The organism is Actinomyces sp. Marseille-P3109 (assembly GCF_900323545.1).
GTDB lineage: Bacteria > Actinomycetota > Actinomycetes > Actinomycetales > Actinomycetaceae > Actinomyces.
Map to the genome: position 1 here is coordinate 13,057 of NZ_OOHN01000007.1, position 25,722 is coordinate 38,778.

Annotated in this window: 9 protein-coding genes, 1 pseudogene and 1 other annotated feature; of the genes and pseudogenes, 8 read left to right on the forward strand and 2 right to left on the reverse strand. The window is 59.6% G+C overall.

Features of this window, described 5'->3' with window-relative positions; genetic code table 11:
* Positions 1 to 7: 7 nt before the first annotated feature.
* The 5 genes from BQ8008_RS00165 to BQ8008_RS14055 all read left to right on the forward strand — a co-directional run bounded on the left by BQ8008_RS00165 (position 8) and on the right by BQ8008_RS14055 (position 19,879).
* The gene (locus BQ8008_RS00165; protein ID WP_108832296.1) at positions 8 to 7,555 is read left to right on the forward strand and encodes a non-ribosomal peptide synthetase; all 7,548 of its coding nucleotides are present in this window, start codon (positions 8 to 10) and stop codon (positions 7,553 to 7,555) included.
* A 12-nt stretch (positions 7,556 to 7,567) separates the two neighbouring features.
* Complete coding sequence (locus BQ8008_RS00170; RefSeq protein WP_108832297.1) at positions 7,568 to 16,732, forward strand: non-ribosomal peptide synthetase; 9,165 nt, start codon at positions 7,568 to 7,570, stop codon at positions 16,730 to 16,732.
* A 45-nt stretch (positions 16,733 to 16,777) separates the two neighbouring features.
* A complete protein-coding gene (locus tag BQ8008_RS00175; protein ID WP_108832298.1) occupies positions 16,778 to 16,987 on the forward strand; it encodes an MbtH family protein in 210 nt (69 codons plus the stop codon).
* Positions 16,988 to 17,051: 64 nt separating this feature from the next.
* A complete protein-coding gene (locus BQ8008_RS00180; protein WP_108832299.1) occupies positions 17,052 to 19,409 on the forward strand; it encodes an ATP-binding cassette domain-containing protein in 2,358 nt (785 codons plus the stop codon).
* Positions 19,409 to 19,879 carry a VOC family protein gene (locus BQ8008_RS14055; protein ID WP_108832300.1) on the forward strand — a complete coding sequence of 157 codons (471 nt, stop codon included), beginning with the start codon at positions 19,409 to 19,411 and terminating at the stop codon, positions 19,877 to 19,879. Before BQ8008_RS00180 ends, BQ8008_RS14055 begins: the two co-directional genes overlap by 1 nt.
* On the opposite strand, the gene BQ8008_RS00190 is transcribed toward BQ8008_RS14055, so the two are convergent.
* A complete protein-coding gene (locus BQ8008_RS00190) occupies positions 19,836 to 21,605 on the reverse strand; it encodes a non-ribosomal peptide synthetase (RefSeq protein WP_108832301.1) in 1,770 nt (589 codons plus the stop codon). The genes BQ8008_RS14055 and BQ8008_RS00190 overlap by 44 nt on opposite strands.
* Positions 21,602 to 22,522: a cytochrome P450 gene (locus tag BQ8008_RS00195; protein ID WP_199907902.1), complete on the reverse strand. Its 921-nt coding sequence runs from the start codon at positions 22,520 to 22,522 to the stop codon at positions 21,602 to 21,604. The genes BQ8008_RS00190 and BQ8008_RS00195 overlap by 4 nt, the downstream gene beginning before the upstream one ends.
* A gap of 454 nt (positions 22,523 to 22,976) precedes the next feature.
* Between BQ8008_RS00195 and BQ8008_RS00200 the strand changes: the two genes are divergently transcribed.
* The 3 genes and pseudogenes from BQ8008_RS00200 to BQ8008_RS00210 all read left to right on the forward strand — a co-directional run.
* The gene (locus BQ8008_RS00200; RefSeq protein ID WP_108832303.1) at positions 22,977 to 23,753 is read left to right on the forward strand and encodes an SDR family NAD(P)-dependent oxidoreductase; all 777 of its coding nucleotides are present in this window, start codon (positions 22,977 to 22,979) and stop codon (positions 23,751 to 23,753) included.
* A 29-nt stretch (positions 23,754 to 23,782) separates the two neighbouring features.
* On the forward strand, positions 23,783 to 25,024 hold the full coding sequence (locus BQ8008_RS00205; protein WP_159086750.1) for a pyridoxal phosphate-dependent aminotransferase: 1,242 nt from the start codon (positions 23,783 to 23,785) through the stop codon (positions 25,022 to 25,024).
* 320 nt (positions 25,025 to 25,344) lie between these two features.
* A pseudogene (locus BQ8008_RS00210) lies at positions 25,345 to 25,722 on the forward strand (transposase); the annotation flags it as partial.
* Positions 25,599 to 25,713 (forward strand) — a sequence feature (AL1L pseudoknot). It overlaps the preceding pseudogene by 115 nt.

Below are 25,722 nucleotides of genomic sequence, written 5' to 3' on the forward strand. Positions count from 1 at the left end.
AGGACCCATGACAAACGGTGATCTGTCGGCTGCCCAAGAAGCAATCCTTGTCGACCAGCTGCTCAAGCCCGACACGCCCAACAGCACTGCAACGATCTGGCGCATCCGAGGAACGCTCGACGTCCGCCGATTGCTCAACGCCATCACAGAGACCATTCGGGAGACGCCAGCGTTACACGTCGGCTTCGTCGCCGACGAGTCTTCCCAGCTGCACGCAGTGCCGATGCTCTCTACAAGATGGGCACCCGAATTCCATGACACCACAAGCAATGAGCAGCCAGAGGCTGGGGCCCGAGCGCTTGTCCTCGAATTGTGTAGCCGCCCCTTTGAATTGTCCGAAGGAGCCCTCTTCCGTATCGCCGTCATCCGAATCGCCGAACAAGAGCACATCATGGCAATGGTGCTCCATCACGTCCTGACGGATGCATACGGTGTTTTTGACGTTCTCTCCCAAGGGATCGCTCGCGCCTACCGGGGCCTGCGCCAGCCATCGCGAGGGGGGCCTGCAGATGACCCCCTTGCAGGTGGTGTGAGGGATGCGACCTATCGACAGTCACCTCTCTTCCAGGAGGACTCCGAATTCTGGCAGGACTATCTTAGTCGGACTGCTCCAGCCGCTCGGCTGCCAAGGAATGGCATCGCCTCGTCCGACATCACCGGCGGTCAGTGGGCCGCACTTGGCACCGCGCTGGGAATTTCAAGTTGTACGATGGCCATCCCCCGAGATCGTATCGAGGGCAATATCATAGCCCCTGCTGCGCCAGGGTCAATCGGATTTCCCGACTTGGTCATGGCTGCCGTCGTAGGTTTCATCTCGAGAATCTGCGCATCGCCGCGCTTCACTTTTTCCTTCACCGTTAACTTCCGGCACGGCGCCTACCGGACCGTCCCCGGGTTGTACTCAAACGCTGTACCGATGAGCGTCGAAGTGCCACTTGAGGTGTCGACGAGGGAACTCGCGCAACGTTTAAGCTCAGAACGGCTAGAAGTTCTCCAGCACGCCGAGTATAATGTCGCCCTCATGAAACGAGTTTCAAGCCGGACAGGTTCGACCCGAAGCCCTTTTGGCCCGGTAGTCAACATCATGCCATTTCTGGCTGAACTTGACCTTGCCGGCGCTGTCGGCACCCTAGATGGTGGTATCTTCGGTGCTCCCAATGAGGCTATGGTGAGCGTGTTTACCGATGGCTCCGCTGACAGCGACCTGTTCGTTCGCATAGACGCCCCTGCGGAGTTGTACTCGGTGCACGATGTACGTGCACTCGGGGAGGTACTCACACAGTACCTCACTCAGGCCCTTCACCATCCAGATTGTCCAGTCGGCACTCTTGAGTTCACGCAAGTAACCGTCGCGCCCGCCGCAGCGGGAAACCTTCTCTACAGCGGCAGCTTCTTGGACATTGAACGTATGCTCACGGACAACGCTGTCCGGCAACCTGACGCTCCAGCAATCAGCAACGGCCACACTACCATGTCGCATGGCGATCTCGCAGACGCGGTGAATAGGGTGCGCCTCCTCCTCGCCGATGCAGGAGTTCAGCCCGGTGAAGTTGTGGCGCTGTCGCTCCCGATCAGTATTTCACTCGTCCCTGTTCAACTCGCCCTAGTCCTCTCTGGGGCGATCACCGCCCCACTTCCGCCTGGTTCACCGCTAGTATCCATTTCAACCAGCAATGGCGAAGGTCCCGCATGGCTTGTCTCCTTCGCCGGGCTGGACGAGGTCGTCGTCACGCCTGTGACGGACGGCATACCCATGTGGAAGATGAGCGTCACCAGCGCCTCACCCCGCAAGGCTGATTTGCCGGTACGCGCTCGGCTCGAACCATCGTCGCCATGCTACTTCGCGGGCGGAATCACACTGACCAATGCTGGCCTATATGGCCTGCTTCTCAGAACGGCCAAAGCGGCCCAAATTCGGTCGGACGACAGGGTACTCATCCGTCACGCCGGATGGGAACCACTCTGCGCCATCCTCACCGGTGCACTTATCCTTGTGCCATCGCACCGTGAAATCGACACTGACGCGACGGTTGCGTTCATTTCAGCCGGTGATCTCGGTGAAATGGCACCAAGCGGGCACACAGCCACCCAAGTGCGCGCCGTCGTGTACGCACGCGAACCCCTCCCGCCGGTTGCATACCGAGACTGGGAAGAAGCAGGCGGCGGCCAACTGACGATGGGGTGGTCATCTGATCCCAGCCTGCCCCCCCTTGTCCTCACTCCAGCGCAGACTTCCGAACCTGTTGAAGTTCTGTATGGCGAAATCGCCGTCCGCGACCCACACGGCTTTCCAGTGGTGCACGGCTTCATCGGAAGGTTGCACGCAGTGCTCCCGGAAACATGGACTACCTCACCAATTTCCGCGCTCCCCCTACTCGCGAGCATCGAGAGCGATCGGCTACGGCTGTGGGGGGACATCGACCGAGCGGTGACGACCTCTGCAGGGATTCTGTCGCTGCCCAGCTTGGAGCGCGTGGTCGAGGCGGAAACTGGCGTGAGTGAAGCCGCGGCTCGAGTCCTTTCTGCCGAGGCCCCTACTGGTCTGCCACGCCTCGCCATTTACGTCGTCCCGGCCGACGTAGGTCTTCTAGGGGGAGTTGAAAGCGCAATGAGCTTTGACGCCGGACTAGATCTCGTCAACGTACGCGCTGTCGCCAACGCACACGTCAGTGGCCTCGCAACAGTGACCGATATCGTGGTGGTCGGAAACATCCCCCGCACCTCTGAAGGCCTCCCTCGACCAGAAGAACTTCCACTTATTGCGCCCGTCGGTGTCAGCCGGTTTCCATATACCGAGCAAGAGCAGAGAATCGCCGATCTGTTCCGGAAGGTGCTCGGGCGCTCCGAGGTTGCGGCGGGTGACGACTTCTTCCAGCTCGGTGGTGACAGTATCATGGCAATGCGGCTATCTTCCTTGGCCCGTCGAGCCGGTCTAGCACTCACCGTACGAGATGTCTTCGAGCGCCGAACGGTAGAAGGCCTGGCCGTGCGCATGACTCAGGCAAAGTCCTCTGCTGTCCCCTTGGGCGGCGGGTCGAGCAGACTCCGGGAGTATCCGCTGCCTCCGGCGGCCGCCGTCTTTAATCGAGCCGACGCTTTCAACCGTTTCGCGCAATGGATAGCAATCACGACGCCCGCTGGACTGCGCTCTGAGGCCCTCTTGGCCATCGTGCAGCAGCTTCTAGAACGGCACGACGCGCTGCGTTCGCGTCGCGTTGGAGGGTCAATGGTTGCAAGCGAGCCGGGCGAGTTTGCGGCTGACCAGATCCTCGATATAGTCCAAGTCCCAGAGGCTCCTACAGGGTTCAAGATCGACGCCTTGAACACCTATGCTGCTACCGCGCTCGCTCACATTGATGCGCAAAACGGTGATCTTGTACGGTTCGTCTTCCTCGCCGGCCCAACGGGCACTACTGGACTCCTAATCTGCGCATTCCATCATCTTGTCATAGACGGCGTGTCTTGGCAGGTCATACTTGACGATCTTGCGACCATCTACGATTCGGTGCTGGTTGATGATGAATGTCACCTGCCGCATCCTTCAGTCACCTTCGCGGAATGGTCATACCACCTCCACCACATTTCTACCTACCCGTCGAGTTCCAGCCCGGGAGCTTGGGCTGCGTACCTCGACGGTATCCCGCACGACGGCGTCGAGTTAGACCCTGATAAGGACGTCACAGGTACATCCGAAACAGTACACCTTGAGCTGGCCGCCCCCCTCAGCCGGGGGCTGAGAACGTGGATTGCCGAACGCCTTGAATGCAGTATTGAGGACATCCTCCTCGCTGCATATATCGACGCGCTACCCGAGAGCGCATCGCGACCGGTCGTTGTTCGGATGGAGGGGCACGGCCGCGACAGAACCCTGCCGGATGGGCGCGATCCTGCCCAGACCGTCGGTTGGTTCACCACGGTCTACCCGCTTCGCATTGATGTTTCGGACTTGGCCAAGTCGCGCCCCAATGCCAGCCGATTCGTCACACAGACGGTGTACCGGGTGCTACGGGCTAAGGCGAGTTTACCTAGCGAAGTGACGTCGTATGTTTTTGAGGCTTATGGTCGCAGCCAGTCCCTTAACGCACCTTCAGTGCCCCGCGCCGACGATGTTGGGTTCAACTACCTAGGACGCTTTGGCGCCTACGAGGCAGGCAGCCCATGGGCGCCCTCAGAACGCACACCTGTAATCGTCCCAGCCACTGACCCACAGATGCCTTTAGCATCAGTACTCAACCTCGACACCGCGTCGATCGGAAACGCCGACTCTGAGGTAATCACTGCGACTTTCACATTCGCCACCCGCCATCTGCGGCGTGAGGTCGTGGAGAAGATTGCTCAAGACTGGCAGCAGAACCTCTCAGCATTGCACGATCTCGCGACTGACTTCCCAGAGGATTTGTTTGGCATGCTCGCACGGCATGTCTCTAGTCAGGAATGGGACGACCTTACCCAGCGCTACGGCCAAATTGAGGAGATCTGGCCTTTGACACCACTTCAGCGCGGGCTGTATTATCACTGGTTGCGCTCAAGCACCGCAGGTGACGCCTACCAGCTGCAGTTCGCCTTCTCTCTTGAGGGAAATGTCAACGCTGACCGCCTCCGTACCGCAGTTGAAACGACGCAACGCCGTCTTCCAAATCTGCGCGTTATCTTCGTCAGTTCTGACAGCGGAGAGCCTCTTCAGGTCGTGCTCCCCGCAGCCGATAACCTCGTTCCCTTCAACGTCGTTGATCTCCGCCCCGGCCACTCACCGTCTGAAACGACGCTCCAGAAACTCCTAGCGGAAGCCCGGAGTTCCAGTTTCGACCTCGCAGCTTCTCCGCCTTTGGAGTTCACGCTCTACCTGCTCGGCGAGCAGACGTTCTGCCTGAGCCTTACTGCTCACCACATCCTGCTTGACGGCTGGTCCCTACCCCTGCTCCTCACTGAGATCCTCCAGGCCTACGCGCAGGAAGGCCCCTATCCGACTCACATTGACACCCGATTCCGCTCGGCGCTACGCCACATCGTGGACACCGAAGACCTTGGAGCCACCGCGTGGACTACCGAGCTCCAAGGCCTCGAGGCGCCACTGCTTCTCCCGGGGAGCTTATATGTCAACGAAGATGCCGAGAGCGTCGATTTCGGTGAAGTCGCCGTTGTGCTAGGGCGGGAGCAAAGCGCTCGGATTACCACCAGCGCCGCTGCACTCGGGGTCACGACTAGCGTCCTGCTCCAGTCCGCTTGGGCCGTCGCCATCTCGGTCGTCACGGGCTCTGAGGACGTCTGCTTCGGGAATACCGTGGCTGTGCGTCCGCACGAGGTCGAGGGGTCTCAGGAATGCATTGGTATGCTCGCTAACACGGTTCCGGTCCGTGTTCACACCAAGTTGGAACATACCCTCGCCGACGTGGCCCGGCAGGTGCAAGCCACCAGCCTGCGGACGATGGACCATTGGGGAGTTGGACTCGGGCAAATCCTCGCGGCTACGAACCGTCAAGAGCTCTTCGACAGCATCGTGGTCGTCGAGTCCTTTCCCATCGATCACAGTGCCCTGCGCGAGGCAAGCCTAGCCGCCAACCTCACCGTGACAGGAATCACGCCATACTCACCTACGCACTATCCTTTCACTCTGCTCGCAGCCGCGGATCCAGTGTTCTCGGCTATGATTCAGTACCGGGGCGGACAGTCTGTTCGACGACGTGCTGAGCGGCTCTCCACGGCCCTGGCCGCTGTCCTCGACACCTTCATAGACGCGCCGCTGACCCGGCTAGCTGAAATCGAGCAGTGCACTCCGGGCGAGCGCGAACGGCTCATCCACACCTGGAACGAAACCACCGGAGACTACCCGCATGTTCCGGTCGTGGAGCAGTTCCGCCGCTGTGCGCAGCAGTTGCCCGACAACGTGGCGGTCATCCATGATGGATCGACGTGGACCTACTCCGAACTGGATCTGGAGTCGGCCCGTGTGTCAGAATGGCTACACAAGATTGGCGTCTGCCGAGGTGACAAGGTCGCCGTCGCCGTTCCCCGCTCCATGACCTGCATTGCGGCGATCCTCGGCATCTGGCGGGCAGGTGCCGTGTATATCCCGATCGACCCAGCCCTGCCCGCCTCCCGTCGCGACATGATCCTTGAGGACAGTGAGCCGGTTACGATCATTTCTTCCGACCTCGCCAACGCCAGACCCTGGGCGTGCGTTGAATCGGACCACCTAGAGGTCACAATCACAACCGTTGACGACGCATATGCCTTTTTCACCTCGGGGTCCACCGGTCGCCCCCAAGGTGTCCTCGTGGGGCATGACGCTCTTGCGAACTTCCTAGAGTCAATGCAGCGAGTGGTCGAAACCACGGAGCTAGACCGCTGGATGTCTGTTACGACCATCTCATTCGATATTTCTCTCCTTGAACTCTTCCAACCCCTTGTCAGGGGCGCCGCCGTTGTCATCGCAAACGACGAGGAACGGACCGACCCCGAGCAGATGTGGCGCCTCGTCCGCGAGACGGGGGTGACGACGATGCAGGCGACGCCTTCATTGTGGCGGTGCCTATGCGCCGACCAGATGCCCAACATCGAAGACTTCCGTGTCCTTGTGGGAGGGGAGGCGCTAGACTCGACGTTAGCAGATCGACTCACCCGCAACGTCTCTACCGCCGTCAACGTCTACGGACCCACTGAAACGACGATTTGGTCCACAGCCGCATTCTTACACGATTCGCCGCCACCCTCGATCGGCCGTCCCACTCTCAACACGCACGCCTACGTCCTAGATCGTGCCCTACATCCTGTACCCATTGGGGAGGTAGGAGAATTATGGATAGCCGGCACAGGGCTAGCCGACGGATACTTCAACTCCCCGCGGGTCACCGCCGCCCGGTTCGTGGCAAATCCGTTTGCTGAGTATCCCGGGCAACGGATGTATCGCACAGGTGACCTGGCTCGCTGGACCGAGCGGGGGGAGATCGAATTTCTCGGGCGCAGCGATACCCAGGTCAAGTTGCGCGGCATGCGGATTGAACTCAGCGACGTTGAGCATCTCTTCATGCGCCACCCTGACGTGCGCCAGGTCCAGGTCGCCATGCAGGCTCAAGAGGGTGGGCTTGCACGACTCATCGCCTACCTTGTCCTTCAGGATCCTACACTAAAACAACCCCGCGCTCTCGAGGAGTTCCTCAAGCGCGAGGTACCTGAACACATGCACCCGTCCGTTACGGTCGTCCTTGATGCCTTCCCCCTTACCCCGAACGGCAAAGTCGACAGGACACAGTTGCCGGAACCCAAAGCGGGTGACAACTCCTACATTTCTCCCTCATCCGATCTTGAAGTCACCCTCTGTCAGTTATTCGCCGAAGTGCTGGGCCTGGACCAGGTTGGGGTTTGTGATGATTTTGTCGCTTCCGGCGGCCACTCACTTACTGCAACCCGACTCGTTTCCCGAATCCGCACTAACCTAGGCGTCGAGGTTCCAATCCAGGAATTGTTCGCGGCCCGTACCGTCCATGAGTTGAGCGTCCGCTGGGACAAGTTTGAAACCACCCATCGACGTGCTATCACACGCAACAAGACGTACTAGAAGGAGACCATCGTGACGATTTCTTTCGCGCAGCATCGCATGTGGTTTCTCAACCGCTACAACGCTTCGTCGCCGATTTACAACATCGCCGTCTCTCTCCATTTCCCTTCGGGGGTCGATCTCGCGGTCCTACGCACCGCATTCCATGACGTGCTCGCTCGCCATGACGTCCTGCGAACGACCTACAGAGACGTCGATGGTGAACCCGAGCCGTGCGTACAACCGGCGAACCAACGAGCCTTGCCCTGGTTCGACCTTGGCACAGTGAACCCAACCGAGGTCAGTGACCTTTGCACTGCAAGCGCCCGCATCTGCTTCAACCTCGCCAAGGACCTCCCTATCAGGGCGCACGTCATCGACACCGGACAGGCCGGAGTGGTGATGTGCCTCGTCGTGCATCACATAGCCTGTGATGGTGCCTCGCTCGGTATCGTCGCCGACGAACTCGTCCAGGCATACGCCTCACTGCGGACAGGTGTAGCCCCAGAATGGGATGACCCCATGCTGCAATATGTCGACTATGCCGAGTGGCAGCGAGCCGAGCTGGGCGACGAAGACGATCCGAGCAGTCTCTACAACAAGCAACTCTCCTACTGGCGCGATGAGCTGGCGGGGCTCGATAAGCCGATCGCGCTTCCTTTCGACCGCGACCGCCCCGAACGGCCCACGAGCCGCGGTGCCAATGTCGTCGTCCAGGTACCGTCAGACATCCTGGACGGGCTCCGATCTCTGTCTCACGACGCTGGCAGTAGCGAGGCCATAGTCTTCCAGTCCGCCCTCGCCGCAACTCTGTCTGTGATCGGCGGAAATGAGGACGTGGCCCTGGGGGCGCCCATCGCGGGGCGCGTCGATGAAGCCCTTGAGGGGCTCATTGGCTTTCTCGCCAACACGTGGGTTCTGCGTCTTCAGATCCGGCCGAATGATAGTTTCTCCACCCTCCTCGCATCTGCTACGGCCAAAGCCCTCGCCGCCTACGACCGGCAGGACCTGCCTTTCGAACGGGTCGTTGAGGTGCTCTCGCCCGAACGCGGACTCAGCCACCCACCACTGTTCCAGGTGGCGTCTGCCTGGCAGAGCGGCGTGGGACGCGAACTGGTGCTGGAAGGCGAGACCATCAACATGCAGCCAGTACACACAGCAACAGCTAAGTTCGAGCTGCTCTTTAACTGGATGCCCCACCCAGACGGAAGCGCAGTGCTTGACGTCGAGTACGCCACAGATCTCTTCGACGAAGATACAGCCCGTTGGCTCGTCGAAGCAGTTTTTGAGTTCATCCGGGCTGCCGTCCAGGACCCATCGCAATCGGTAGCAATGATCTCGCTACCCACCCGCCCCATCACAGCAAGTCTTAACTCATATCGCAATCGAGCTCTGTACGACTGGAATGCGACAGAAGTTCTTTACCCCGACGCCGAGTTGATTCACTTGCCTATCGAGCGCCAGGCTGTGGCCTCCCCTGATGCTGTCGCCGTGCGTTCGCTCCTTGGTAACGTAACATTCCAGGAGCTGAACGAACAAGCGAATGCAATCGCTTGGGAGCTTAAGCGCCAAGGCGTTGGTCCAGAGACGTTTGTTGGCGTGAGCACCGAACGGTCCCCTGCCATGGTTTCGGCAGTACTCGGCATCCTCAAGGCGGGCGGTGCCTACCTACCCATCGGAACAACTCTACCCACCGATCGAGTGGCCGAGATGGTCGCCTCGACATGCACCCAGATTATTCTCGTGTCGGGGACTAGTCATGAGTGGGCCACTCCCCCAGGAGTGCGCCTGATCAAAGTGGATGTCGTAACCCGGACTCCGTCCCTCGATGTGCAGCGCAATCCCACACCCGTTGCGACGGCGGACAACTCTGCGTACGTCATCTTCACCTCCGGAAGCACCGGACGCCCGAAAGGGGTGCAGGTGACACACCGGCCGGTGCATAACCTCATCTGTTGGTGTCGCGCGTCGTACGGCTTCTCGGCTAGTGACGTTGGCTTCTGTGTCACATCGCTTGACTTCGACCTGTCTGTGTTTGACATTTTCGGCGTGCTTGGTGCCGGCGGCAGCATCTACGTTGCGGATTACCTCGAACAGCGCGATCCCGAACTACAACTGCGAGTTCTGCTGGATGAGGGCATCACGTACTGGAACTCCGTCCCCGGAACGCTCTATCGGGTTCTCGACGTTCTCAATGACCGTGGGCCGCTTACCACGACCGATGCCCTACGGCTCGTCTATCTCTCTGGAGACTTCACACCTCTGGATCTGCCAGACCGCCTGCACGCGCTGGCGCCCTGCGCTCAACTCGTAAGCCTCGGCGGCGCAACGGAAGCGACGGTATGGTCCAACCACCACGACGTCGTCGAGGTGGATCCCGCATGGCGAAGTATCCCTTACGGCCGGCCGATCGCCAACGCTCGCTACTACGTCCTGGACGATGTTCTGGAGCCATGCCGTCCGGGCACTGAGGGAGACCTTTACATTGGTGGCGAGGTTCTGGCCCTCGGCTATGCGGGGGCGCCCGGACTGTCCGCGAGCCATTTCGTCAGCGATCCCTTCGGTCCGGCCGGCGCGCGAATGTACCGCACTGGTGACCGAGCCTCCTACTTCGAGGACGGGATCATCGCCATCCACGGCCGCGCCGATGGCCAGGTCAAGATCCGAGGTTTCAGAGTTGAACTGGGTGAGATTGAGCATGCCCTGAACCATCTGCCGGACATCGCCCATGCGATCGTTTCAGTTCCCAAGGATGAGTACGGGGAGCGCCAGGTAATCGCCCATGTCGTCCCAGACTACCAGGCGATAACCGGATCCTCCGATGTCGCCCAACATGTTGTCGACTGGGAGGTTGTCTACGATCAAGGGTATGACTCCGAGAGCAATAACGAGCTGGGCGAGGACTACAGTCTGTGGACGTCAAGCTACACCGGTGAGCCGATACATGTTGATGATATGCGAGAATGGCGTGACGCCATAGTCGAAAGGATTTTGGCATCGGCCCCCGAGCGGGTGCTTGAGATCGGTGTCGGAACCGGCTTGATCCTCTCCAAGATCGCACCATATGTAGGTAGCTACCACGGCACTGACGTTTCCAGCGTAGCCATCGCTCGCCTCACTCGTCTGAAGACCGCCATGCCATGGAGCACCCGGGTTGAACTCTCTCACCAACCCGCAGATGACCCTACTGGTCTGCCAACCAGTCTTGATGCCATCGTCATAAACTCTGTTGTCCAGTACTTCCCCCACGCTGACTATCTGAGAGAGGTGCTCGACACGTATTGGTCTCGGCTGGCCCCCGGCGGCGTCCTCGTAATCGGCGACGTTCGGCGACGATGGACCTACCGTACTTTCCAGACCGCAGTACAACACGCCCGCGCCCCGCATGCTCGGCCTGAGGAGCTCATGGCGGCAGTCATGCAGGCCGAGTTCTTGGAGAAGGAACTCCTAGTCGACCCAGAGTTCTTCGTCGATTGGGCATCCGTTTTCGACAACGCCACCGTCGATGTACGGCTCAAGGACGTGGGGTTCGTGAACGAGCTCTCGCGCCATCGGTATGATGTGCTGGTTCACAAGGCAAAGGGACAATCTCCTCTCATAGATGCAGCCAACCTTCCGACCGTGAAATGGAACGGTGACATGACGATCCTGCGCTCCCTCCTGGCCAGCGTCGAAGAACCCGCTGTCATCATAAGGAGTCTCGCCGACGCGACGATGCACAACGAGATCTCCCTCGCCCGCTCCGTGGGCACCGAGGAATCCGCTGACCCAGGTGTTCCTTCGGTCGACCGCGTCGCGTTGCGGACCGCATGCCGAAACATGGGGTGGCATGCGGTGCTCACGCCCGCTCCCGAGGGGATAGACCTGATCGACATCGTTCTCGTGCGCGCCGAGCGCGGGGCCGCGTTGCTGACGCACGGTTTCCGGCCCCGGACAGGAGCGCTCCGCCTCGTAAATAACCCCTCCATGGCGAAGGCGGTCGGGGAACTACCAGCGCGGACACGCGATGGCTTGGCAAAGATCCTCCCGGGCTACATGATCCCGTCTGCTGTCATCCCGATCCCGAGTGTGCCCCTGACCGAAAACGGTAAAATTGACCGGGCGGCGTTGAGAAACCTCGCCCCGTCCGCTGGCAGCCTCGACCAAAACGCGACGGAGATTGAGGCGCAGATCGCGAGGATTTATGAATCAGTCCTCGGCCTAAGCAGTGTCAGCCTTGAAGACAACTTCTTCGAGATTGGTGGACACTCACTCCTCGCCACACGTGTGGCCAGCCGGGTGAGGGAAGAATTCGGCGTGGAGGTTCCCATTCGTCTTATCTTCGATGCACCCACTGTGCGTGAGTTTGCCAGCCACCTCTCGCGTCTGCACGCCGGCCATGAGCGGGTGATTCCACAGAACCGGACTGCCCTCACACCGGCCTCCTACGCACAAAGACGATTATGGTTTCTCGACCGATTCGAGGGCCCTTCGCCCACATACGTCATCCCATTCTCCCTACGGCTTCGCGGTCCCGTTGACCGTGAGGCTATGCGCGCAGCAGTGGTTGATGTTGTTTCGCGGCATGAGGCCCTGCGCACGGTTTTCGTCGAGCGTGAGGGCAATGTGTACCAGCAGGTCCTCGACATCGAGGTCTGTCATGTGCCCTGGACTGAGCAGGCCGTATCCGCCGACCAACTCAGCGAGGCGCTGAGCCGAGCCGCTCGAATGCCTTTCTCTTTGGACCGGGATCTCCCGATCCGTGCCGATTACATGATTCTACGACCCGACGACGCTGTGCTCCTGTTGTCGCTACACCACATCGCAGCCGACGGATGGTCCCTGCCCAATCTGTCCAGGGACCTCAGCCACGCCTATAAGGCCCGACGGGCAGGCTTTGCACCGCAGTGGGAGCCGCTGCCCGTCCAGTACGCTGACTACTCGCTGTGGCAACAGCGGGTCCTTAAGCAGGACGGACCGGGCTCGGTTCGCGATCAGCAACTAGATTACTGGCGCGAGGCACTTCGCGACCTCCCCGATGAACTGCCAATCCGCTGGGACCACCCCCGCCCTGATGTATCTACATTTCAGGGGCGGACTGTGCCCGTGGAACTCAGCCATGACCAAGTCACCCGCTTGCGGCGGTTGTGTCTCCTCACTGGGAGCACAATGTCGATGGCTCTGCATGCCTCCCTCGCCGCAGTATTGTCGCGCCTCGGGGCTGGTGATGATGTCCCTCTCGGTGCGCCCATCGCTGGGCGCACGGACGAATCCCTGGAACCTCTTGTCGGCTTTTTCGTCAACACCTGGGTAGCACGCGTTTCGCTCGCCAATGATCCAACTCTCATGGAACTTTTGGAACGAGTCAAACGACAGAGCCTCGACGCTTATGCCAACCAGGACATCCCCTTCGAATACCTCGTGGACGAGTTGAACCCATCGCGTTCCACTGCACACCACCCTCTCTTCCAAGTGTGCTTGGCGCTGCAGAACAATCTCCGTCCGCAGTTCGACATTCCCGGGCTTGAGGTAACACATGAGCCGGTGGAGATGAGGGTCGCCCGCTTCGACTTGTTCTTCAACCTCTTCGAGGAGGTGGATTCCGATGGATTGGCGAGCGTGCGTGGCGAGGTCGAGTACTCGACGGACATCCTCGAACCCGAAACTGTCGCTCGGCTCATCGGGGCCTGGAAGACACTGCTCGACACCTGGCTTGCAAGCCCCGACACTCCACTGTCATCACTGTCCCTCGTTGAAGGTCAGCCAGCGATCACGCTGGCCGCTGTGGACAAACAGGGCCCGACGTTAGCTATCCTCCTGGAGAACGCCGCCAACCGCACGCGGCACCGGGCCGCCATCCGGTCTGCCGATGGCACCGCAGTCACCTTCGAACAGCTGTTTCGAGCATCGGACTCCGTGGCAGAGGCCCTCGTAGAACACCTTGGAGACAGCACGTCACCCATCGTGATCGACCTTCCGCGCTCCAGCTCCGCCATCGCGACGATTCTCGCCGCGGTGCGCCTTGGCGTCCCCTTCATCATCACCGATCCCACAGACGCGCGTGGGTGGACCGAGCGCATAATCCAGCACCTGAACCCGGCCGCCGTCGTTGACGCCCAGTTCATCGCTGACGCCGTCGCCACTGGCGCCAGCGCGGCACCATCCCTTTCAAACGAGCAATCCACCGCGTGTTTTGTTGAGGCTGTTACACCAGACGGCCAGGTTCTTCTCGTTGGGCTGTCCAGAACGGAACTATTACAAAACTGTCAAGGGCCTGGAGACATCTTCAGGCTAGGTACGGACCCACAACGAGTAATCTGTTCCAGCAGCTTGCAGACTCTCGCTGGTGTCCTCGAAGTCTTTTCCTGCCTGCTTGGCGGTCACGAGATGGTCCTAAATGAGCCCTCGAACTCGCTGCCGCAGGATGTCACTGCACTCTTTGGTGGACCTGAGCTCTACGAAATGGCGGAGACAGGCCGGGTCAGCCAAGTGGTCGTAACAACAGACGAGTTTGACGACACGCGTGCACGCGCGGCGTTGGACCGTTGTCCTGACAACGTTGTCCTCAGGGTTCTAGTAAATCTTTCCGGCTTCGCCCTCGTCCCACTTGGAGCTAAAGGCGGGGAGACGCAGATCCCTTCGCGTGACGAACGAGTCACTGCAGTGGACACTTTTGATAGGCCCCTTCCAAACGGGTTCTTCGGTGAATTGATCGTCACCGACGGATGGGCCGATCGCCCCGTTATTGTCTTCGGCCGGTCAACTTCGTCCTCTCCCCCCTGCACAGGTGACCTCGACGGGATTTGGCGACGCACCGGACGTCTCGCCCGACTCATCGAGGATGGCACCGTCGAACTGCTTAGTGCAATGAGGTCGGTTCAAGTAACGAACCGTCCCTACCCCGATGCCCTCGTCCTGGACGCCCTAGAGGAACTGCCGTTCGTTGAAGAAGTCACGCTAGAGCCCCTTCCTTCTGCAAAGGGGGATCGGGTGCTTGCCCGCATCACCGAGTCAGTGTCGGCTTCAGCATCCTCAATTGACGAATATGTCGAACGTTGGAAGTCCCTCTACGAGTCACTTTATCAAGGAGCGTCGGCCGAAGGTTCCATCGGCTCGGACTTCCGTGGTTGGGTTCGCCGATCCAATCGTCAGCCCATCCCTATCGCCGAGATGGAGACTTGGCGTGACGCCACCGTCGAGCGGATCAGAGGACTGCACCCACGTCGGGCACTGGAAATTGGAGCAGGAACTGGACTCCTGGCTGCCGAGTTGGCTGGTGATGTGAAGGAGTACTGGGCTACAGACGTTGCGATGGCCTCAATCGAACGCCTGCAGGAGCTCGGCTCTGCTTTCCCAGACATCGGAGACCGGCTCGTTCTACGCCGGCTCTCAGCCCACGAATGCGATTGCCTTCCCAGTGAGCACTTCGACACCATCATTCTCAATTCAGTGATCCAGTACTTCCCTCACACCGATTACCTACGCCAGGTCCTCCGGTCAGCTGTCAACATGCTTATGCCGGGCGGCAGTCTCTTTATCGGTGATGTACGGAGCCTCGACGAGCCTCATTCGGAGCAATCCATTAGGCCTCACAGAACGGACGAGTACGAGCTCCTCGTGTCACCAGAGTTCTTCCATAGCCTCCGTGCAGACTTTGACAATAAGGTGTCCATTGCGATCCATCTCAAGCGCGGAAACGACGACAATGAGCTTACCGCCCATCGTTACGACGTCATCATTGTGAAGGAGCCCACCGTGGTGCGGGATGTTTCGACGGTGCGCAGTCTCAGATGGGGGGTCGACATCAATGACCTTAATGACCTCCGTGGCGCGGTTCACAACGAGGGCTCAGTGCGACTTTCCGGTCTGCTCAATCGTAGGCGCTTGCCAGTTGGCCGCGATCCCCACGAGGCTCTTGACCCGGAAGATCAGCACGCGTGGGGAGCAGCGAACGGAATCGAGGTTGCCTGCACCTGGTCCGCAAAAGACCCTACCCTGTTCGACGCTGTCTTCATGGTTCCACGCGCCCCGGAAGAAAGCCTCGACGGTCTCTATCTCTCAGCGTATACCGAATCTGATAGCGTTGCAAACAACCCACTGCGTGACGAACACAGCCGCCGAATCTGTGGGGCCGCCCGGCGGCATCTATCTAAAATCCTCCCTAGACGCTGGATACCAGAGCGCATCGAGTCGGGGAACTACCTTGTAACCAATTTTCGAACGACTCGGGAGGAAGCATCTTTCTCCCCTCTGGAAACAGAGGTGGCGAGGTTGTTCACGAACGTTCTCGAAGTCGATTCTGTTGGCCCAGACGACGACTTCTTCGATCTAGGCGGAAGCTCACTTCAGGTGATCCGCCTCGTTTGGCTCATCAACGAAGAACTCGGGATTGATGTTCCCGTGAGAGTGGTCTTCGAGCACGCGACTGTACACGAATTAGCGTGCCACATTGGCTCGTCCGCCCCAAGCCTCACGGCTGAAGACCCAACGGGTTCGGTGCTACCAATCAGGAGTACTGGCAAACTAGCACCGCTGTGGCTTATCCCTCCTGGCGGTGGCCTAGGATGGGCCTACCTCGGCTTTGCTACCCAGCTCGACAGGGAGCGGCCGGTGCTCGCCCTTCAGGCGCGCGGATTCCATGGTGAGGATCGCCCAGGAAGCATGTCGGAGGTCGTGCGCGACTTTGCACGCCAGATCGTGACATACCAGCCTAAAGGGCCGTATAATCTTGCTGGGTGGTCTCTTGGTGGACCTATCGCCCACGCGGTCGCAGCCGAACTACAGTTTATGGAGCGCGAGGTGAGGAGTCTCTTCGTCTTCGATGCCGGACCATCGACAGAATTCAAGCATTTCCAGGTTCCCAACCCCGTAGTCGTGCGTCGCTACCTTGCGCACTATATGGGTCAGCTGTCCGGCGCCGAAGAGTTCGAGCAAGTCGTGGCTAGGTCCGGTGAACTCTTCGTCGAGCACTCACGCTTCATGACCGAGTACGCGTCTCCCTCATTCGCTGGAGACCTCACGCTCTTCGTGGCGACCGTTGACGCCGAGACCAAAGAACCCAAGGACGACCTCACCCGCCTTGAGCGATGCTGGGAGAGTTTTGTACAGGGGACTATACATCGAATCGAGGTGAACTGCGCCCATAACGAAATGATGTGGCCCAAGAACGCGACCGACATCGCCCATGAGGTAAATCGCTCGCTGGGCAAGCTCCTGTAAGTGCCTTCCCGCCGGGCCCAGTCCGGCCTCAAAGAAAGGAATCAGATGAACCCCTTCGATGATGACTCCGCCAAATTTTACGTCCTCGTTAACGATGAGGAGCAGCACTCTCTGTGGCCAATCTTTGCACCGATCCCATCGGGTTGGGAGTCCCGGTTCGGGCCGGTAAGCCGGGACCAGGCCATGGCCTACGTGGAGGAGGCATGGCCAGATATTCGACCGCGCAGCCTACGCGAATCCACTAATAACCACTAACCACGGGGTATTCGATGGCATTCCTGCACCAGAGCGACCAAACATAGCAAGTTAGGATGATAACATGGCTAAATCTAGCACCACCATGGAGCAGATTCGCGTCCTCGGCGCACGAGAAAACAACTTGCAAAACCTTTCGATCACAATTCCAAAACATGCCCTCACTGTATTTGTTGGCGTATCGGGGTCGGGCAAGAGTTCGCTTGTTTTCGACACGGTGGCGGCGGAGTCCAGGCGCCTAATCAACGAGACTTACAGCTCCTTCGTGCAAGGCTTTATGCCGCCGGTCTCACGCCCCGACGTCGACGCACTAGACGGATTGACGGCGGCGATCATCGTTGGTCAGGACAGCGTCGGACGCAGTCCGCGCTCGACGGTGGGCACAATGACCGACCTCGATTCCATGATGCGCATCCTTTTCAGTCGAGCGGCCACGCCTCGACTGGAGTCACCTCGGGCGTTCTCTTTCAATATTTCGCCGTTTCTCGCAAATGCTGTGACTGTCGACCAGGGCAGCGGAAAGGTCGAAGAGAAGACCTACGATGTTGCTGGAGGAATGTGTCCGAAATGCGAGGGTCTCGGTCAGATTTCAGATGTCGACGTAGACGCGCTCTTCGACCGCACGAAGAGCCTCGCCGATGGCGCACTTAAGGTGCCTGGTTACCATGTAGGCAGTTACGGTTACCGGCTATATGCGACAAGCGGGTTGCTAGATCCAGACCGGCCGATTGAAACATTTTCAGACCAGCAGCGCCGAGATTTTCTCTACTCGGAGCCACGCAAACTCAAAGTGGGTCATTATAATGTCACCTACGAGGGCCTGGTTCCACGGCTACAGAAGGGACTGTTCGCCAAGGAACGGAGCAGCATGCAACCGCACATCCGAGCCTTCGTCGAGCGAACTGTGACGCTTGTTACATGTAATATGTGCGAGGGTACCCGGCTCAATGAAAGCGCGCGCGCGCCTCGGATCGATGGGCTTAACATTGCTGACCTTTCCGCCATGGAAGTGAACGATCTTCTTACCTGGATCAAAGAGGTCGATCGACCCGAAGTAAAGCCGCTCTTGTCAACGATTGAGGTCGCGCTCCAGGGCTTTATTGACATCGGCCTGGGTTACTTGTCGCTCAGCCGGGCTACCAGCACGCTGTCTGGCGGGGAGGCGCAGCGTAGCAAACTCATCCGCTATCTCAGCTCACCTCTCACGGATATCACCTATGTCTTCGATGAGCCCACTGCCGGGCTGCATGCGAGCGACGTTACGAAGTTAATCCAAATGCTCCGAGGGTTGCGGGACAAAGGCAACACCGTTCTGGTCATCGAACACAAGCCCGACGTCATCCGCGCAGCCGATCACATCATCGAGCTTGGGCCAGGTGCAGGCGTCGATGGTGGTCGGCTTTGTTTCGAGGGCTCCGTTGGGGCTCTGGCGAGCGCCGGGACTCTCACGAGTACGGTGTTGCACGAGGGTCTGAGTCTCAAGACACGCGTGCGCAAGCCCAAGGGTATGCTTGAACTGCGCAACGCGAGATCGCACAATCTTCACGACATTAACGTCGATCTACCCCTTGGAGTGCTTGCTGTGATCACGGGCGTGGCTGGTTCCGGCAAGAGTTCACTAGTCGAGGAGTGCCTTGCAGTCAGAGAAGACGTCACCGTTATCGACCAAAAGCCTTTACGTGGCGGCAGTCGCAGTTTCCCCGCAACGTATTGCGACATTATGACACCGATCCGGAAAACCTTTGCGAAGGCGAATAATGTCAGCGCCTCACTCTTCAGCCCGAATTCCGAAGGCGCTTGTCCCACATGCAATGGAACCGGCGTCATCTTCACAGACCTCGGCCTCACTACTTCCTCGGGGCTCACCTGTGATGAATGCGATGGCAAACGATTTCGGGATTCTGTGCTTGACCACACACTAGCAGGTCACACGATCAGCAAGGTCCTCGATATGCCGGTAGATGAGGCCGTGACGTTCTTCGCATCAGGCCAAGCGAAGGTGCCCAAGGTTGTTGCGGTACTCAATCGGCTGCGGGACGTGGGGCTAGGTTATCTTGCCCTGGGCCAGCCGCTGTCGACGCTGTCCGGGGGTGAGCGCCAGCGTCTCAAACTGGCCTCTGAACTTACGACGAAGAGGAGGATCTACGTCCTGGACGAACCGACGACGGGTCTGCACCCAACTGATGTTCATGTCCTCCTGGAAATGTTCGACACCCTCGTTGACACAGGGCATTCGCTCATCATTGTCGAGCATAATGAGGCCGTCATTGCGCACGCCGATTGGATCATCGATCTAGGACCGGGGGCGGGTTGCGACGGTGGTAGGATCGTGTTCGAGGGGACTCCCGAGGCGCTTGTCAAAGAAAAGTCTACCACCACTGCGAAGTACCTGGCCGCAGCCATCGCCAAAAGGACCGTTTGATGTATGACCCCGCAGCTGGCTACCCCACCGCCGTCGTCGAGCTTGCCTATAAGGACGTGAACAGCGCCCTTGACTGGCTTGAGCAGGTGTTTGGACTGAGACCGCTCCTGCGGCAGCCCGCTGAGGGCGAGATTCGGCACGCTGAGATGGTCACTGAATTAGGAGGAGTTGTGATGCTGCGACGGTCCTCCGGAGAGGCCCCCACGCCGTGCCGGAAGGCCTCGTGCAAGCAGGTAATCGTATGGGTATCCGACGTCGACCGGCATTATGCACGAGCCGTTTCTGAGGGCGCCGAAGTTATCCATTCTCCACTGACCAAGGCCTATGGGCTGCGTCAGTACCTGGTGCGCGACCAGGAAGGACACCTCTGGGAGTTCACTCAGCATGTGATAAACGTGCCTCCAGAGGCCTGGGGAGCCGTCTCAATTAGCCCCCCCCACAACGATCAGCGAGAGCGTCGATTACTTTAGCGAGCGAGCGTAAGTCCGGGGCTTCAAAGACCGCACGCACCGTAAGTGGCACTCCAAGCTCCTTGGACACAGAGCGCACGAGGTGGGTGCTGAGGATGGAGTTCCCGCCGTAACGGAAGAAGTTTCCCGAAGGCTCGACAACGTCCCGCCCGAGGATCTCGCAGACTATCCGCGATAGGGCAGGCAGTGCCCCTTGCTCAGGGTCCGTCACTGCGACAGACGATGATCGGAGCGCTAGTTCCTCTTGGGGGACAACCGTTAGCTTGCTGCGGTCGATTTTACCGTTCGGCGTTGTCGGCAGCCGATCGTGGACGACGAGCCGGTCCGGCAGCATGTGGGCTGGCAGTCGCTTGCCAAGTGTCTTGAGGATGACATCCGGTTCGATCGGATCGGTTTGGACGATGTGCCCGATGAGCCGCGCATCAAGCCCATCGCCATGAACTGTGACAACAGCAATAGTGATCCCCGGGACGTCTGAAAGCGCGGCCTCGACCTCGCCAAGTTCGACACGGTACCCCCGCAGCTTAACCTGCTGGTCATTGCGGCCAGCGAAAACCAACTCGCCATCTTCATCCACGTAGCCGAGATCACCAGTGCGGTAAAGCCGGGATCCTGGCAAGCCGAAGGGGTTAGCCACGAAGCGAGTGGCCGTGAGTCCCGGCTGTCCCAGGTAACCGCGGGCGAGGCCAGTGCTGGCAATGTATATCTCTCCGCACTCACCGTCGGGAAGTCGATGCATCTCTTCGTCGAGCACAAGAACCTCGCTGCCCGACCACGCCCGGCCAATTGTCGCTCGGGCGTTCGCACGCAGCGGTCCTGCAATCGTCGCACCAACGGTCGTCTCCGTCGGGCCGTAACCGTTGTACATCCGGCGGCCCTGTGACCAGCGGGAGACAAGAGCCTGCGTACAGGTGTCGCCGGTGGACATCACTGCAATCAGGTCGGGCAGATGCGCATCGATCGCCGTGAGAGCAACGGGGGGAAGAACAGCGTGGGTCACCCGATATCTGCGCAGGGTATCTGTGAGAAGGGGCCCAGGAAACAAGTGTTGCTGGTCGACGACGACTAGAGTAGCTCCGGATAGCAGCGAAATCGAAATGTCCCAGAACGCGGCGTCGAAACTCATCGAGGCCCACTGCAGGACCCGGTGCCCTGGGCCGGTGTCAAGAAAATCCCGTTGCGCACGGACCAGGTCGTCGAGGCCGGTGTGTGAAACGGCTACGCCCTTGGGCATCCCCGTTGACCCAGAGGTGTAAATGATATAGATGAGGTGCTCATCGCGCAGCGGTTGGATACGCTCCGCGTCACGGACGTTGGCGGGGGAAGCAGTTTCCAGATCGGCTTGTGTTGCTGGCGTGTCAAGGTGGAGCACCGGTAAGCCGTCAGGTACGACAATCCGCGAGTCTTGCGAAGTGACGAATAGAACCGGCCGCGCGTCCGACAGCATGTGGTGGATGCGTTCCACGGGGTAGGCCGGATCGAGCGGCAGGTACGCCGCGCCTGACTTCATTACGGCGAGGAGCACGACGATAAGCTCGCGCCCTTTAGGCAGAGACACCGCAATGATGTCATCGGGACCAAACCCTCGGCGGACGAGGATCCGCGCCAGTCGGTTCGCCTGGGCATTGAGCTGATCGTACGTGGTCTCGCCATCATCGTCGAGTAGGGCGGGAGTGTCGGGGGTCTGTTCGACCTGACGCTCGAACAATGTACTGAAAGTGCTCATGAGACTCTCCCAGGTCGATTCGCCCTATTGAAGCGTACGGGAAGTGAGGCTGCACCACGCAAGAAAGTTGAGTAAATGGGTAAAACTTCCCCGACTATCTCCATCGAGACGACGTGGGTGGTGAGGGCAATGAGAAACGCCTTGAGTTCGGCACGGCCAAGCCAAGCTCCTAGACAAAAGTGGGGGCCGACGCCTAGCGAAACATGTCTGTTCGGAAATCGCGTGGGCCGGAATTCACGCGGACAATCAAACTGAGCCTCGTCGTAGTTGGCCGATATGTTCCATAGGGTAACGATGTCACCCTCAGCGATTTCCTGACCGTACAGTGAGAAGGACTCTGTCGCAGTACGCGCGAAGTGCTGAGCTGGCGTGGCCCAGCGCAGGATCTCCTCCACAGTAGAGTCCAGATCGACTACCCCGGTGCGCACCTGCTCCCAGATATCTGGACGACCTTCAAAGACCTGTACCGCGCTGATGGAGGATACCCGAGAGGACTCATCGCCCCCGAGAATGAGGCTATAGCAGTTGAGGGCAACGTCGTCAAGAGGGAGTCGCTCTCCGTCGATTGTCGCCCTGGCGATGGCACTCACAACATCCTGGCCCGGATCCTGCCGTCGTGACCGAGCAAGATCGCCAAGATAGATGAGAATCTCGTTACGGGCCTCAAGCGCGTCAATCCAGTCTGTGGATGCTGTCTTCGAAGATAAGGCGCGCTTGCTGCACGACAGCAGCCACGGCACGTCCGAGGCTGGAATGCCGAGCAACGAGCACGTGATGCCAATCGGCACCTTCTCCGCCACCTCGCTGGCAAAGTCGAAGATCTGCCCATCACACAGCCTGCCAATGTTGTCTTCAAGTTGCTGCGCCGCTTGCTCTCCTGCAGCCTTCATCAACGGCATTGTCAAGGCGCTGCGCATGAGCTTGCGCAGCTTTCTATGCCATTCGCCGTCTGTAACAGGGAGCATCCTCCCCCCCGCGGAGTCGTCTCCGCGGAGCAGGACGTCCAACACGGTTCCTCGGGAGGAACCGAGCCGCGAGGCGTCCCGGTAGCACTGTACGACGTCGTCATACCTAGACACCACCCAGAAGCCGGGCCTCACAGCGTTGGCAGGGTGCCAGTAGAGGGGCTGTTCCTGCCGGACCTTCGCCCAGAAGTCATGGAGGTCAGAACGAAGAAACGTTGAAGGATCAGTGAGGTCCCAAGATTCGATGTCGCCCAATTGCCGTATGCTCGTAGTCATAGATTCCCCTCAACTGCGGTCGATCCTCGCGACTGAGGATGACATAGCACTGCTATGCGCTTGCAAAAGTCTGTTCAACTTCTGTTCTCTCCATGCAGTCGGGCCCAGTCTTCTGATCACACTGGGTCACATGAAGAAGGATTCGGGATTCCGGACCGACGGTCTGGCGGGACAAGCCATCATCGTCACGGGTGCCGGTACTGGTATTGGCCGTGGCATAGCGGCCTCCCTACTTCGTGAAGGCGCCAATATCGTCGCCGTAGGTCGACGGGTTGAGAAGCTCGCCTCACTGGCGGCTGATTTCAGTACCGAGCAGGTCGCCGTCATAGCCGAAGACCTAACTCGACCGTCAGCCGCAAACAAAGTGGTGACAGCCGCAGTCGAGAGGTTCGGGAGGGTTGACGGAGTTGTCAACAACGCTGGGCGTGCCCGATTCGCTCCTCTTGAGAACGTGACGTACGACGACTTCGCCACGATGTTCGCCATCAACGTGTGGGCCCCTGCCACCCTCATTCGGGTTGCATTACCACATTTGCGCGAACACCATGGCGCAGTCGTCAACGTCTCTTCCGTCGGAGGTACCCTTCCAATGCCAGGCCGATCGCTGTATGGTGCGAGTAAGGCGGCGCTCAACAGTCTCACCCGGTCGTTATCACGCGAATTGGCTCCTGCGGTTCGCGTCAATGCTGTCCTCCCGGGACCGGTACGGACCCCGATGTGGAGCGATATGGGACTTGACGGTCTGGCTGCCGAGAGGCTACGCACCGATCTCTTGGCGGCGACCCCTATGGGCCGCATCGGTAAGCCTGAGGACATAGCGGAGATGGTGAGCCTGCTCCTCGACCCATCAAGGAGCGGTTGGATCACCGGGGCGATCATTCCGGTCGACGGAGGTCGCACGTCATGAATCCTACCCCGAACAACGAGGAGCAAAACATGACCACGCTCGCATCCGTCGCGTCAACACTCCCCAGGTCTGAGTTGGACGAAGCTTTCGTCACCGTCGAACGCCTGCGGCATAGCTTCACCAAAGAAATTATCGAACTTCACGTTGGGGAGCCGTTCTTCCGGCCCCCCGAGACAGTCGCACACGCATTGTCCGAGGCTGTACTCCATCGAAGTATGTCCTACACCCCGGTCGAAGGTCTTCCAGAATTGCGCGCAGCGCTGGCGGCTAAGGTTGCCGCAGTCCGTGGTGGAACTGTGGACGCATCGCACGTTTTCATCACCCCCGGCTCCTGCCAGGGTCTCGCAGCACTCATGCAGGCGCTCTCCTCGCCGGGTGGGGAGGTTCTCATGCCCGACCTGTACTGGCCTAACCACCTCCAACAGGTTCTGCTCGCTGGGCTGCGACCACGCTTCTACCGCGTCCACGATGGAAAAGTCTCCGTAGACCGAATTCTGGAACTTGCCAACGATAAGACCAACATCGTGCTCGTTAACAGCCCGGCCAACCCCAGCGGAATGATCTGGCCTGAGCCCGTGGTGCGGGACCTTGTCGAAGCTGCCCGGTCCGGGGGTTGGCAGATTGTAAGTGACGAAGCTTATGAGGACTTCGTATATGACGGGAGACACTTCTCGCCTGCGGCGTGTGAGATCGACCAGCCAGCCGAGGACAGAGTCGTCACGACCGTGCACACATTCTCCAAGGCCTACGCGATGACGGGATACAGAGTGGGCTACGTCGTCACTGCCACCTCGGCTGTCGCCCGTGCCCTGCGGGTCGTGCAAGAAGCCAACCTCATCGCTATGTCAACCCCGGTTCAGTATGCTGCCGCACAAGCCCTCACTGAGAAGTGTTTCGTCGCCAACAACCGGCAGACGCTCCTGGAGGCTCGTGACAAGGTTCTGCCCGCACTCGTAGATGCTGAGCTCATGCCGACGCTACCTGCAGGCGGCTGGTACGCCGTCCTGGATGTGTCGTCAACGGGTCTCTCCGCCACTGACTTTGCTCAAGGGCTCTTGGAGGAGACCGGCGTCGCCTTGGTCCGCGGAACGGGCTTCGCCCAGATCCCGGAGACAGATGAACATGGACGGATCATTAAGATGACGTCATCCCCCTGGGCTCAGAGCCTCGTGCGAATGGCCTTCTGCGTCGATCCCGAGGTCCTCGCCCGGGGAGTCGAGAAAATCGTGGCGTACGCGGCGCGAGGCAGCCTGCTGAAATGCTCGATCTGACCTACGACGACTGCCTTCGGCTGTCGCACAACTATGCGTGCGTCGACTCAGAGCACTCCGAGATCGCGAGACCTCCGGGCACGGAGGTGTCCCTATGCAGGGTGTCAAGCGGCGGTGGGTAGTTTTGTGGCTGGTTGTGGGTCGTAGGGGATCCACCTGAGTTGCACAGTTTTTAGTGCCCTGTTGGAATGTTCAGGGTGGTGAGAATTTTCTCAGCCTCGGGGGTTAGGCAGGGGGTCGGCAAAGTGAATCGCTCCGGGTTTGATGGAGGCAGTGATGACACGGAAGGATCACTGTCATGGGACAGAAGAAGTACCCCGATGAGCTGCGGGAGCGGGCCACGAGGACGGGCCTTGGAGGCGCTGGCGGATCCGGCGCGGGCCAAGGACGCGATCCGCAGGATCGCCGAGGAGCTGGGTGTCCATCCCGAGGCTCTGCGCTCCTGGGTCAAGAAGGCCCAGGTCGATGGTGGTCTAAGGCCGGGAACCACCACCGATGAGGCGGCCCGGATCAAGGAGCTGGAGAAGGAGGTCCGAGAGCTGCGTTGGGCCAATGAGATCCTGCGCAAGGCGAGTGCGTATTTCGCCCAGGCGGAGCTCGACCGCCGGTAGAGGTCATCGACTCCTTCATCGACGACAACCGGCAGGACCTCGGGGTCGAGCCGATCTGCAAGGTGCTGACCAGTGCCGGAGTCAAGA